The sequence below is a fragment of the Roseburia sp. OM02-15 genome (assembly GCF_003481835.1).
GTDB classification, from domain to species: Bacteria; Bacillota; Clostridia; order Lachnospirales; family Lachnospiraceae; genus Eubacterium_I; species Eubacterium_I ramulus_A.
Window position 1 is genome coordinate 168,872 of the sequence record NZ_QULX01000007.1, and the last position, 13,771, is coordinate 182,642.

Consider the following 13,771-nt stretch of genomic DNA (forward strand, 5'->3'; position numbering starts at 1 on the left):
AAAGGAGGAAATCTATGAACACAGAGTACATTGAAAGAATCAGAAGAATGAGAAAGCGTATGGTGACTAAAGCCGAGGTGGATGTGGAGCGTGGCGTCTATATGACAGAAGCCTATATGGAGACCGAGGGCAGAGAACCAGCTTATCGTCAGGCAAAAGCACTGGAGAAGAATCTGGCGAAAAAGACGATTGCAATCTTTGACGACGAATTACTGGTAGGACGAATGACCATGAAATATCGTGGCGGTAATATTATCCCAGAACTCAGTTCCCAGTTTCTATACGATGAGATGGAAGAATTATCTACAAGACCGCAGGATACCTTTGAACCGATCAGCGAGGAAGATAAGGCAACCATCCGTAATTTTCTTCCGTACTGGAATCAGCGCAATCTGATCTCTATGTGGAAAGCAAAAATTCCGGAAGACAAGCTGAAATATCTGGAATGTGGTTCGGTTGGCGGTGCAGTTTACGCATTAAACGGACATTACCTAAAACATTCCTGTGTAGATTATGAAAAAGTATTACAGATCGGACTGGAAGGTGTTCTCGAAGAAGTAGAGACTGAACTTGCTGGGGTAAATATCTCCAATCCGGATGAGTTTGAAAAAATGCAGTATCTGAAAGCCATGAAGATTTCACTGCAGGCAACTATGGATTATGCCATGAGATATTCCATACTGGCTAAAGAGATGGCAGCCACCTGCGAAGATCCGCAGCGAAAAGAAGAACTGTTAAAGATCGCAGAAGTATGTGCGCAGGTTCCGGCAAAACCGGCTAGAAACTTTCATGAGGCACTTCAGAGTATGCTGATGATCTGGATCTGTATGAATATCGAAGGCTGCGGCTATGGTATGACACTGGGCGGACGTCTGGATCAGTGGTTATATCCGTATTACAAAAAAGAAAAAGAAGCGGGCACACTGACAGATGATTATGCACAGATGCTGATCTCCATGTTTTATATCAAAGCGAACGAGATTGTTATCATTACAGACCGCATTACATCCGGATTCTTCACCGGTTTACCACAGACGGTAAATATCAACCTTGGTGGTGTGGATGAGAACGGTCATGATGCAGTCAATGAGCTTACTTATCTCTGTCTGGATGCAGATATGGAAGTAGGACTTCCGTCCAATGATCTGGTTGTCCGTATTTCCAAAAAATCACCGGAAAAATTTGTGAGAAAATCCATTGATCTGGCGATCGCGTTAAAAGGAAAGCTAAAATTCATGAGCGATGAGATGTGTATCGATCAGTTATTGCATGACGGATATGATCTGAAAGATGCCAGAAACTTTGTAATCACCGGATGTAACAATCCGACGATCCCGGGAAAATCTTCTGATCTGCCGGGTGGCAATATCAATATGCCACTGTTATTGGAGCTGGCATTAAATAACGGTCGTCAACGTCTGACTGGAGATTTGATCGGTGTTGAGACCGGAGATCCGAGAAACTTTACTTCTTATGAGCAGGTTTGGAACGCGTTTAAAAAACAGGTGGATTATTTCTTCCCAATCGCGATTATGTTCCGAAATTCTGATCGTTACATGTTTGCAAAATATCGTCCGGTTCCGTTAGAGTCTTCCCTGTTTGAAGGAACGATCCAGAAAGGAAAAGATATGGCAGATGGAGCATTAAAATACTCAAGAATTGCAATTTCAATGTCTGGAACGCCGGATGTTGGTGATGCATTGGCGGCCATCCGCAAAAATGTATTCGAGGATCATATCTGTACCATGGCAGAACTTATCGACGCACTGGATGCAAACTGGGAAGGCCATGAGGATATCCACAAACTGATGATTTCTGCACCGAAATTTGGTAACGATGATGATTATGTAGACAACATTGTAAATGATGTCCTGATGTATGGTGCTGGTGTTCTGACCGGAATGCAGGGGGCATGTGGAACCAAAATCAACTGTGCAGCAGCGGCTGTTACTGCCAACGTAATTTTTGGCTACAATGTTGGAGCATTACCGGATGGAAGAAGTGCCGGAGAACCGATTTCAGAAGGCGGTATTTCTCCTCATCAGGGACGAAATGTCAGCGGTCCGGTAGCAACTTATAATTCTGTATCCAAGATTGACCATATTCAGTTGACCAATGGTTCCGTTCTGAACATGAGATTCAATCCGGAGACTTTAAAAACAGAAGAAGCAAAGAAAAAATTCAGCTCCATGCTGCGTAATTTCCTGGAGACAGGCGGATTCTTCGTACAGTTTAATATTGTAGATACCGAGACGTTGCGTGACGCACAGAAGAACCCGGATAAATATCGTGATCTTTTGGTACGTGTGGCAACTTACAGTGCATACTTCGTAGAACTTGGAGAAAATCTGCAGAACGATATCATCAATCGACTGGAAATGGAATTTTAGTCATTGATGCGGAAAGGAGAAGAACATATGGCAGAACATACATGGAACATCAGTCCGTTACATTGCGGCATCAGTGTCAGTAATCTGGAAGCATCCATCGAGTGGTTCGGACGAGTGTTAGATTTTGAAGTAGTATCCAGAGATTCTATTCCAGCAGCAGGATTTGATCTGGCATTTTTAAGAAATGGGAATTTTGAAATCGAACTGTTTCAATGCTATGAGTACAAAGAGATGTCGGAGGAGCGAAAAGTGCCGAATCTGGATCTGAAAACACTCGGAACGAAACATATCTGTTTTGCTGTGGATAATCTCGATGCACTGGTAGAGACTTTTTATGAAAATGATGTGGAAATCGTACAGGGACCGGAGCATTTGATTGGAAATTATTACTGTTTCATCCATGGACCGAACGATATTCTAATTGAATTTATAGAGCATTAGGAGAGAAAAATGACGTTACGAAATAAGGCATTAATGAAAAATATAGAGCAGGTCGGTTACCACGACCTGCAGAAACGTCCGGCATTTCAGATTGTAATGCAAAAATGCGGAGAAAAATATTATTTATACTGTGCATCCTGGAGACACAATGGCTGGTCCATTCTGGATGTGACGGATCCGACGAATCCGAAAATGATTCAGTTTAAAGAAGGACCATGGATCAATGAGGATTGCCACGACGGACAGAATACATGCAAAATTCAGGTGGCGGACGGTCTGATGTTGACAGCGCATGGAACGATGGCGGGATTTCTAACCGGTTGTCCGGAAGGCTGCCCGGCCTGGTGTGGTCTGATGGTGTGGGACGTAAAAACAGATCCGACAGATCCGAAATTGCTTGGAACATTTGAGTGCCCGGGTGGTCAGGGCGTCCACAGATCCTTCTATAATGGAGGCCGTTATGCCTATATCACCGGTTGTGATAATGGATATGAGAGTTTTATTTTAAGAATTATTGACCTGGCAGATCCAGCACATCCAGTAGAGGCAGGCAGATATTGTGTTCCAGAACAGATCATTCAGGGCGAGAGTAACCTGCAGTTTGGCGATCATCTGTTCAAACCGTTTGTGCATGCAGTGACGGTAAAAGATGATATTGCATATCTGGCTTATTCAAATGTCGGCTTTGTATTGGTGGATGTCAGTGACAAAACGAATCCGAAGATGATCGGAAAGCTATCGCTCAATCCTCCGTTTGGTGGAGATGCAGCAGGTGCGCCGGTGCATTCTGCTTATCCGCTGGGAGACCGCCCGTTTGCGGTAGTATCTACAGAGGGAGAGCGCAGCCGTTTCTTTGATGGGAAGAAAACAGAAGGATTTGGCAAAAAAATTGAATATCAGGCAATGAATGCCATGATGATGATTGAAACCGGCGATATGGAACATCCGCGTATGATTTCTGTATTTCCGTATCCGGAAATGCCGGAGGGCTATACCCATGGAGAGAATTTTAACTTTGTGGATGGTGTCCGGGTACCGTTTGGACCGCATAACTGCTTTGATCAGTTTGGAACACCGGTATATGGACAATTTAACAATACAGTGTTTAACTGCTATTTCCATGCGGGACTGAGGATCTATGATGTACATGATCCGTTTGTACCGAAAGAAATCGCATATTTTCTTCCGCCGGATCCGCCGGAAATGCTGACGGATAATGAGACGCATGATGTGATGCCGGGGGCACCGGTCGCTATTACCGAAGATCTGGTGGTAGATGACAGAGGTTATATCTATATAAGTACCCAGCAGGACGGCATTTACATTTTGAAATATACAGGAGAGAAGCCGTTAGACTAAGGAGCAAAAGCAATGAAAAAGAATTATGAAGTAATGGATGGAAATACGGCTGCCGCATATGTATCCTATGCATTTACGGAAGTGGCCGCTATTTTCCCAATCACCCCGTCTTCCCCGATGGCAGAATATGTCGATGAGTGGGCAGCAAAAGGAAAAAAGAACATTTTTGAAGAGACGGTAGAAGTCGTAGAGATGCAGTCAGAAGGCGGTGCAGCCGGAACGATGCATGGTTCTCTGGCAGCAGGTGCGCTAACCACAACCTATACAGCATCTCAGGGACTGCTGCTTATGATTCCGAATATTTATAAAGTAGCGGGCGAATTACTGCCGGGTGTATTTCATGTATCAGCCAGAGCACTGTCGGTACATGCGTTATCCATTTTCGGAGACCATTCCGATGTTATGGCCTGCAGACAGATCGGTACAGCAATGCTTGCTTCTTCCAATCCGCAGGAAGTCATGGATCTGGGTGCAGTAGCACATCTGGCTGCCATTAAGGGAAGTATACCGTTTATCCATTTCTTTGATGGATTCCGTACTTCCCATGAGATACAGAAGATCGAAACCTGGGATTATGATGTATTAAAGGGCATGGTGGATATGGATGCGGTTGATGCATTCCGGAAAAAATCATTAAATCCGGAGCGGCCGACCACACGCGGGTGTACCGAGAACCCGGATATTTATTTCCAGCGCAGAGAGGCTGCTAACCAGTATTACGAGAAAATGCCACAAATCGTGGAAGAATATATGAAGCAGGTATCAGAGGTAACCGGCAGAAACTATCAGCTTTTCAACTACTATGGTGTAAAAGATGCAGAATATGTCATCATTGCCATGGGTTCCGTCTGTGATACCATCTGCGAGACCGTAGATTATCTGAATGGAAAAGGTGAAAAAGTCGGACTGATTAATGTACATCTGTACCGCCCGTTTTCCATCCGCCATTTTCTGGAACAATTACCGCCAAGTGTAAAACGAATTGTGGTACTGGACAGAACAAAAGAGCCGGGAGCAGGTGGAGAACCATTATATCTGGATATCTGTAATGCACTGTATCAGGCACAGATTGAGATGGAAGTGTACGGCGGCCGTTACGGACTTGCTTCAAAGGATACGACACCGGCACAGATCATGGCTGTCTATGAGATGTTAAAAACTGCTCCGAGACACAATTTTACCATCGGTATTGTCGATGATGTGACCCATCTGTCACTGGAGGTAGATGAAACAAAACAACTGAGTAGTACCGATACGATTAACTGTAAATTCTGGGGACTTGGCTCCGACGGAACCGTTGGTGCAAACAAAAACTCCGTCAAGATCATCGGTAACCATACCGAACAGTTCTGTCAGGCGTATTTTGTATACGACTCCAAGAAATCCGGAGGACTGACCCAGTCCCATTTGCGATTTGGCAAGCGGCCGATCCGTTCTCCATATCTGGTAACAGATGCTGACTTTATCGCATGCTCCGCACCGTCTTATTTGAACAATTATGATCTGTTAGATGGTATGAAGCAGGGGGGAACCTTCCTTTTGAACTGTGGATGGAATGAAAAAGAACTGGCAGAACATCTGCCGGCTGCCATGAAACGGATTCTGGCGAAAAAACAGGTACAGTTCTATGTCATTGATGCCACCAGACTTGCAAAAGAGATCGGAATGGCAGGACGTACGAATTCCATTCTGCAGGGTGCGTTTTTTAAACTGGTTCCGGTGCTTCCACTTGAGGATGCAGTACAGTATATGAAAGAAGCTGTAAAGAAAACTTATGCAAAAAAAGGTGTCGATGTCATTGAGAAAAACTATAAAGCCATTGAACTTGGCGTTTCGAGCCTGATTAGGGTGGAAGTCCCGGAAGCGTGGAAAGATGCGCAGGATGACACAACGGCAAGCGCGTTACCGGAATTTGTAAAAGAACTTGTGGTACCGATGAACCGTCAGCAGGGTGAAAAACTTCCGGTCAGCAAATTTATCGGTCTGGAAAATGGAACATTCCCGAACGGAACAAGTGCTTATGAGAAACGCGGACAGGCAACGGATGTACCGGAGTGGGATCTGGAAAAATGTATTCAGTGTAACCGTTGTGCCTATGTATGTCCACATGCGGCAATTCGTCCATATCTGTTAGACAAAAGCGAACAACAGGTAAGACCAACTGGTTTTGAGACAAAAAAGGCCATCGGTAAGAACTTGTCTGAATATGAATTCCGTATTCAGGTATCCCCGCTTGACTGTACTGGTTGTGGAAGCTGTGTCAATGTGTGTCCGGTAAAAGATAAAGCATTGGAGATGAAACCGTTAGAGAGCCAGTTGGCACAGAAAGAGAACTGGACTTATGCAGTGAAGGAAGTATCCGATAAATCAGCAATAACGGGCAAAAACAATGTGAAAAACAGTCAGTTTGCACAGCCATTATTTGAGTTTTCCGGAGCATGTGCAGGATGCGCAGAAACACCGTATATCAAACTGGTGACTCAGTTATTTGGCGATCGGATGTACGTGGCAAATGCTTCAGGATGTTCCTCCGCTTATGGTGGAAGTACTCCGTCCACACCATATACAAAGAATAAATGCGGTCATGGTACCGCCTGGGCAATGTCCTTATTTGAGGACAATGCTGAGTATGCCTACGGTTTGATGCTCGGTGCGGAAAAAGTACGGGCAGCATTGACCGGAAAAGTAAAAGATCTGGCAGAACAGGGTATTGCAAAGAACGAGGCAGAAGCATGGCTTGCAGACTGCAATGACAGCGAGAAAACAAGAAGCGTGACAGATGCGCTGGTTGCGGCTTTAGAAAAACCGGAATACAGCAGCATTTCCGAAGTTCAGGATATTTTAAAAGACCGGGAATATCTGGTAAAAAAATCCTACTGGGCCTTCGGCGGAGACGGCTGGGCTTATGATATCGGCTACGGCGGTTTGGATCATGTCATCGCATCCAACAAAAATATCAATATTTTAGTACTGGATACAGAAGTATATTCCAACACCGGCGGACAGTCTTCCAAGTCCACACCGGCCAGCGCCATCGCAAAATTTGCTGCAGCGGGCAAGCGGACAAAGAAGAAAGATCTGGGGCGGATGGCAATGAGTTACGGTTATGTCTATGTGGCACAGGTTGCCATGGGATATGATCCAGAGCAGACACTTCGGGCGATACGGGAGGCAGAAAAATATGACGGACCATCCATTATTATTGCGTACTGCCCATGTATCGAGCATGGAATCCACGAGGGTATGTCAAAGAGCCAGACCCATATGAAAAAAGCAGTGGAAGCCGGCTACTGGCATCTGTACCGTTATAATCCAGAGAGGAAAAAAGAAGGAAAGAATCCATTTACTCTGGATTCCAAAGAACCGACAGGAAATCTCAGAGAGTTCCTGCTGGGTGAAAACAGGTATCGAGCCCTGAGCCTTGTTTCTCCGGATCATGCAGAACAAATGTATCAGATCACGGAGGAAGATGCGAAGGAACGTTATGAAATATATAAACATCTGGCAGAATAAATATTGCGGATGTGAAATGTACAGGAAAATGTGGAAAGTACGAAATATAGTAACATACAAAAGAAGCCCTCTGACACAATACAGAGGGCTTCGGAAATAACCGATATACAACGAAGATGATTACGGAGTTTGACCGCCGATACGGTATGTGATCAGTTGTGCGCAGGAAGTGATATCCTTGATGAGCTTGGACTCGTTCGAGAGAATGAAATCTTTGCTTCCTGTGATACTGACCGCAGCAGCAAGCGCCTGTTCGGCATTAAAGACAGGCGCGGAAACACAGCACAGATTTGGACGAACTTCACAGTTGTCCTGTGCGTATCCCTGTGTTTTAGCCAAAACTAATTCCCTCTCTAACGTATCGCGGTCAGTAATCGTCTGAGGTGTCAGTGGAAGTAATTCGTGTGTGGAAAAAAACAGATCGCGGTATTCTTCGGAAGAATAAGCGAGGATCAGTTTGCCGGCTCCGGATGCATACAGCGGCAGGGAGTTACCTACCAAAGGAATATCGTCAAAATTATCCATATGGTTCTGTACACAGAGCAGAATTCCCTTTTGCGGATAAACCGGAATGGACAGACCGAAGGCACAGTTGTAATTGTGTGTTTCAAAAAAGTTCTGCTGAACAAAGGCCTGTACCAGTGGATTGTTGTTGTGGTACGCGCAGCCAATCTCAAAAAATTTGCTGGATATAGAATATTTTCCATAACGGTCTTTTGTTACATATTTGTGGCTCAGCATGGTGCCAAGCAGGTTGTTTGTTGTCGCGCGGTTAAAATTTAATTTCTGACTGATTTCCGAAACACTGAGCGGAATATTCGATAAACTCAGATATTCAATAATCTGAAATGCTTTATCCAGTGATATATTATTATGAGTTATTTTTTCTGCCATATAAGTTAGTCCTTTATATATTTTTTCATACTAAGTATAACAATAATTGTGCAAAAATTAAAGTAGTTTTTAAAATTTGTGACAAATGGCTAAAATAAGCATACAAAAAAACGTAAAAATAAACAGAAATATCAAAACATATTGACAAGATCACAATATAAGAATACAATATAACAAACAGAAAAAATAAAAAAATAACGCAAGAGTATAAAATATTATACAGAAGGGAGAAGAGATGAAACGAGAAGATATTGAAAGAATCGGACGGATGCATTATCAGGCAACACTGGATCATAAGCTAATTATGCCGCCGAGTTATGATTTTCCGGATATCAATTATGAAGATGCTTACGCCATTGCCAGTGTGATGGTCGAAGAGTATGTAAAAAACGGAAGACATCCATCCGGTAAAAAAGTGGGACTGACCAGCAACGCCATGCGAAAGCTGGCAGGAATAGAGGAGCCGGACTATGGAATTATTTTTCAGGAAGACTGTTATGAGAACGAATCCGTAATCCCATTTGATGAGGTGTATTGCCAGCCGGCCATTGAAGCAGAACTTGCATTTAAATTAAAAGAGGATTTGGATTATGAGAAAATCGATGCAGAGATGGTGCTGAATGCGACAGAATACATTGTTCCATGTCTGGAAATCGTAGATATCCGTCAGTTGAATGACCGCCCGAGAAAGATTTTTGACACCGTAGCGGATAATGCGGCATTCGGTGGATATGTAGTAGGTGATTATCCGATTTATCCTGGGGAGACGGATCTGGGACTGATCAGTTTTATTTTTGAAAAAAATCACAAACAGTTGGAAACCTCCTGTGGAGCTGCCATCTTAGATGATCCGGCAAAATCCATTGCATGGCTCGGGGAAAAATTCTATTCCCTCGGCAATCCGCTGAAAAAAGGAGAGCTGGTGCTGGCAGGATCCGCCGTTAAGGCAGTTCCGGTAGAAAAAGGCGACTATATTTGTTGCCAGTACGGCAGATACGGAACCGTAGGAGTAAAATTTCAATAGTAACAGATAGGAAGGAGGTATCACACATATGGCTGCTACAGCAGAATTGTTAAAAGAACTTGCACAGATTTCACTGACGGCGGAAGAACAGAAAAAAGAGATTGAATCTTTCAAAATCAAGTATCCAGACATCACACCGGAAGAAGCCTATCGGGCAATGGGCATGAGACTTGATCTGGCTGAAAAAAAAGGTCACAGAATGATCGGTGCAAAACTTGGAAATACAAGCATGGCAAAGATCGCGCAGGTGCGTGACACCATGACTCTGGAAGGCGTCAAGGTCAATGCAGATCCATCCTATGGATTTCTGTTTGAATATATGCCGATGAAGCCGGAGGAAATACTGGATCTGAAGGATCTGATCCATCCGAAGGTAGAAACAGAACTTGCTTTTGTAACCAATCGTGAGTTATACGGACCGGATGTGTATTCCGTAGATGTCATGAACGCTACTGAATATGTGGCACCGGCCTTTGAGATTATTGACAGCCGGTTCAAAGATTTTAAAGTAGGAGGACTGACCGATGCGGTGATCGATAATGTATCTTCCGCAAGATTTAAACTCGGCGAAGTGAAAGCGGATCCGAGACAGATTAATCTGGCAAATCTCGGAGTCAGAACAAGAATCAATGGTCAGCTTGTGAATTTCGGAGCTTCCGGAGCTGTTATGGGACATCCGGCGAGAGCCGTATCCGCACTGGTAAGACTGATGTATCAGTATCTGGATATGCCGCTTCCGGCAGGATCCATCGTGTTATCCGGAGCCATCATTCCATCCACCTTTTTACATCCGGGCGATGTGGTGGAGTCAGATTTCAGTGAAATCGGTTCGATCAGACTGGAGGTTGCACGATGAAAATTGTAGGACTTGCCGCAGGAAGAAAAAATGGAAACAGTGAACTGCTGATGAAACATGCAATGCTTACCATGCGGGAGCAACTGGATCTGGAATTTACGATCATTCGATTATCGGATCTGGATATCGAGCATTGCAGCGGATGTGAGAGCTGCATGAAAACACTGATATCGGGCGGCGATGGCTGCTGCGTAAAGAAACAGGATGATCTGTCCTGGCTGCTGGAAGAACTGAAAGATGCAGACGGACTGATCGTGGCAGCACCTATCTATGATCTGCTTCCTTCCGGAAATCTGATCACATTATTAAACCGGGCCTTAGGCGTGGGAAAAGAATACAGAGAGATGTGCAGGGCACAGAAAAAAGTGTGTGCTGCGATCGCTGTTGGGGGATCTGACTGGATTGATTTTACAGAACCGGTCATGAATCTCGTATTAACGAACCTGAGCAAAGATGCAATCGTTATAGACAGACTGGTAATTGGAGGTTACACAGCACCTGCAATGGTACTCCTGGACGATGACTTGTTGAGCCGGGCAGCACAACTGGGTTCCAATATGGTAAACGCGCTGTTAAACAAGCAAAACGCGCAATATCAGGGACCGAAGGGCGTCTGTCCAGGATGCCACTGCAATGTAATTGTACCACAAAACGGATTAGATGTAACGTGTGCATTTTGTAAATCCAGAGGAAAAATTTCAATCAAAAACGATGCTCTGGTCATATACTGGGACAAACAGTCGGTAGAAACTCATCGTTTTACGAAGCAGGGAGAGGTCGATCATCAGGCTGATATCGCATCAGCACATCGAAGAGCATTCGAGGGGAAAGACAAAATCAGGGAAAGGAAGGAGAAGTATTTGGCGTTTGAACCCGTTGTGAAACCGTAAAGAGTGAATGACAAATGAGAAAAAGTTGATTTTACGACCCGGAAAAGGAGAACAAAATGTTAGCAAATTATCCATGGCTCATGTGGGGCATTATCTTGGGATGGACAGGTTTGTCTATCTGGTTAAGTAACAAAACGAAACTTGGACGTAAACTGGGTTATATTAATTTATGTATTATTGGTGGTTTTGTACTGGTTAATATCAAAGTGGTACCGCAGTTCTGTGAGCAGTACAGCATATTGTCAAATTATTTTATACCGCTGGCAATCGTTTTGATGTTATTCCAGGCAAATTTGAAAAAATTATGGAAAATCGGTAAGAAATTAATCGCAGTGTTTGGTATTTCACTGGTAATCGTATTTGCAATCTGTGTTCTGGCAGGTATTATCTTCCAGTATGAAGGTGGATGGAAACTCTGGGGCGCTGTTACAGCAAATATGATAGGTAACTTCTCTACATTATCCGGTGTAGCTGCGGCGCTTGGATTACAGGACGGCGATCTGGTTGTATTTTCTGCAACCGGTATGATCATCTGGATGGTTTACAGTCTGATCGCATTCGATATTGGTAAAAGTAAATTCTTTAAGAAAAACTTCAAATCTTACAGAGATGAAGTGACAGATATGGCATTATCAGAAGAAGAGCGTCTTGCATATGCAGAAGAGATGGCAAGCAAAGAAAAGAAAGTCGGCATCATCGACGTTGCAGTCGTTATGGGCGCAGGTATGGCAGTTGCAGCACTTGGTAACTTCCTTGGCGAGCTGACCGGATTCTATTCCATCGTATTCTACGCAGGTATCGCAGTTGTAATTGCAAACTTTACAAAAATTGGTAAATTTAAAATCAGTGAAGATCTTGCTTCCTTCATGTTTGGTATGTATATTTTCTCACTGGGAGCAAATGCAACACTGGCAAGTATCGCAAACTCCACATGGAAAGTAACGGTAGGTGTTATCTTTATTTACGCAGTATCCTTCCTGTTAGTATTCCTTGTACTGAAACTGATCCGTATGCCTTGGGAATATGGTCTCATCTCCCATATGGCACTGATCGGCGGACCGGTTACCATCGGACCTCTGTGTGACAACTACGGATGGAAAGATATGGTACTTCCGGGATGTATTCTGGCAGTATTGGGACAGGTACTCGGTGCATACCTTGGACTTGGAGCTGCAAATATTATTTTAAGTATTACAGGCTGATAAGAAAGTAGGCGACAAAAAATGGGATTTCGAGTTGATTGTTATGACACATTGATTAAAAACGGACATATTTATGATCCGGAACGGGGCGTTGATATGATCGGACATATCGGTATCTTGGAACCGAATATTGCGACGATTATTGATCCGGACCATATTCCGGGCAAGATCTGCGCACACCGCGTCATTGATGCAACCGGATATTATGTAGTACCGGGTCTGATCGACGGACATGCACATGTAGTAGACGGAGCATGGTTTAATTTTCCACCGGAGCGTATGTTTGAGCGCGGCATCACTTCCTGTATTGATCTTGGAAGCGTATCATGGCCAGGGTTCAACCGCAACAGAAAGAAATGTATCAATGATTTTCCGGCAACGATCCAGGCAGCATTGATGTTGACCGTCAATGCGGAGATCGGCTGTGCGGCAGAACTCTGGGCAGATGTAGATGCCGAAGTCAATATTGAACGTCTGAAAGAATGTTTCGAGATCAACAAAGACATTTTGGTAGGTATCAAGATTCTGGTTGGTAAAAATGAGACACCGACACCGGAACTGATCCACAGAGTATTTAAGAAAACAAGAGAAGCATGTGACGAGATTGGCTGCAGAATGTTTGCACATATCGCAAATCCGCCGATTCCGGCAAGCGAGTGGCTTTCCTACTTCAAACCGGGTGATGTAGTCACACATACTTACAACAAAGGAAACATTCTGGACGAGAACGGACAGGTATTACCGGAAGTATGGGAAGCAAGAAAACGCGGCGTTATTTTTGATACCGGAAGAGGTTCCAGAAACTGGAGTGTCGAGATGGCAAAACCGGCCTTTGAGCAGGGTTTTTATCCACAGATGATTACTTCGGATCTGTCTTCTTTAAGTAACGATCCGCATACTTCCAGATTAAATGTACATATGGCAGAATGTATGGCACTCGGTATGGATTTCAAAGATGTGTTGTACTGTGTAACTGACGCACCGGCGGCTGTTATGAACAACGTGACCGTAGGTCTGAAAGTCGGAAATCGTGCCAATATCAGTGTACTGGATCTGAAAGAGGGCGAAGTAGAATTTGTCGATGCGTTTGGTGTAAAAACCAAAGGTAATAAACAGGTACTTCCGGTTGCTACTATTGTAAACGGAAAAGTCATGTTTGATAAAACAAATACAGATTATTAAAAAGGGAAGGATGGCGGGAA

10 protein-coding genes are annotated in these 13,771 nt (G+C 44.0%); 9 read left to right on the forward strand and 1 reads right to left on the reverse strand.

Features of this window, described 5'->3' with window-relative positions; all coding sequences use genetic code 11:
- The first annotated feature begins 14 nt into the window (after positions 1 to 14).
- From DXB15_RS09025 to nifJ, 4 genes are read left to right on the forward strand one after another with little or no spacing between them, the layout of a single operon-like run.
- Positions 15 to 2,390: a glycyl radical protein gene (locus tag DXB15_RS09025; protein ID WP_118702749.1), complete on the forward strand. Its 2,376-nt coding sequence runs from the start codon at positions 15 to 17 to the stop codon at positions 2,388 to 2,390.
- A gap of 27 nt (positions 2,391 to 2,417) precedes the next feature.
- Complete coding sequence (locus DXB15_RS09030) at positions 2,418 to 2,831, forward strand: VOC family protein (RefSeq protein WP_158582230.1); 414 nt, start codon at positions 2,418 to 2,420, stop codon at positions 2,829 to 2,831.
- Between the two features lie 9 nt (positions 2,832 to 2,840).
- Positions 2,841 to 4,190 carry an LVIVD repeat-containing protein gene (locus tag DXB15_RS09035; protein WP_118702751.1) on the forward strand — a complete coding sequence of 450 codons (1,350 nt, stop codon included), beginning with the start codon at positions 2,841 to 2,843 and terminating at the stop codon, positions 4,188 to 4,190.
- Positions 4,191 to 4,202: 12 nt separating this feature from the next.
- Positions 4,203 to 7,703, forward strand: coding sequence for a pyruvate:ferredoxin (flavodoxin) oxidoreductase (gene nifJ / locus DXB15_RS09040; RefSeq protein ID WP_118702752.1), 3,501 nt, complete (start codon positions 4,203 to 4,205; stop codon positions 7,701 to 7,703).
- A 120-nt stretch (positions 7,704 to 7,823) separates the two neighbouring features.
- On the opposite strand, the gene DXB15_RS09045 is transcribed toward nifJ, so the two are convergent.
- Entirely contained in the window at positions 7,824 to 8,597 is a 774-nt protein-coding gene (locus DXB15_RS09045; protein WP_118702753.1) for an IclR family transcriptional regulator, read from the reverse strand.
- 235 nt (positions 8,598 to 8,832) lie between these two features.
- On the opposite strand from DXB15_RS09045, the gene DXB15_RS09050 reads away from it, so the two are divergent.
- The 5 genes from DXB15_RS09050 to DXB15_RS09070 are packed head-to-tail and all read left to right on the forward strand — an operon-like array spanning position 8,833 to position 13,751.
- Complete coding sequence (locus DXB15_RS09050; RefSeq protein ID WP_118702754.1) at positions 8,833 to 9,621, forward strand: 2-keto-4-pentenoate hydratase; 789 nt, start codon at positions 8,833 to 8,835, stop codon at positions 9,619 to 9,621.
- A gap of 28 nt (positions 9,622 to 9,649) precedes the next feature.
- On the forward strand, positions 9,650 to 10,477 hold the full coding sequence (locus tag DXB15_RS09055) for a 2-keto-4-pentenoate hydratase (protein ID WP_118702755.1): 828 nt from the start codon (positions 9,650 to 9,652) through the stop codon (positions 10,475 to 10,477).
- On the forward strand, positions 10,474 to 11,367 hold the full coding sequence (locus tag DXB15_RS09060; RefSeq protein WP_118702756.1) for a flavodoxin family protein: 894 nt from the start codon (positions 10,474 to 10,476) through the stop codon (positions 11,365 to 11,367). Before DXB15_RS09055 ends, DXB15_RS09060 begins: the two co-directional genes overlap by 4 nt.
- Positions 11,368 to 11,423: 56 nt before the next feature.
- On the forward strand, positions 11,424 to 12,569 hold the full coding sequence (locus DXB15_RS09065; protein ID WP_118702757.1) for a DUF819 family protein: 1,146 nt from the start codon (positions 11,424 to 11,426) through the stop codon (positions 12,567 to 12,569).
- 21 nt (positions 12,570 to 12,590) lie between these two features.
- Entirely contained in the window at positions 12,591 to 13,751 is a 1,161-nt protein-coding gene (locus tag DXB15_RS09070; RefSeq protein ID WP_118702758.1) for an amidohydrolase family protein, read from the forward strand.
- The last annotated feature ends 20 nt before the right edge of the window (positions 13,752 to 13,771 follow it).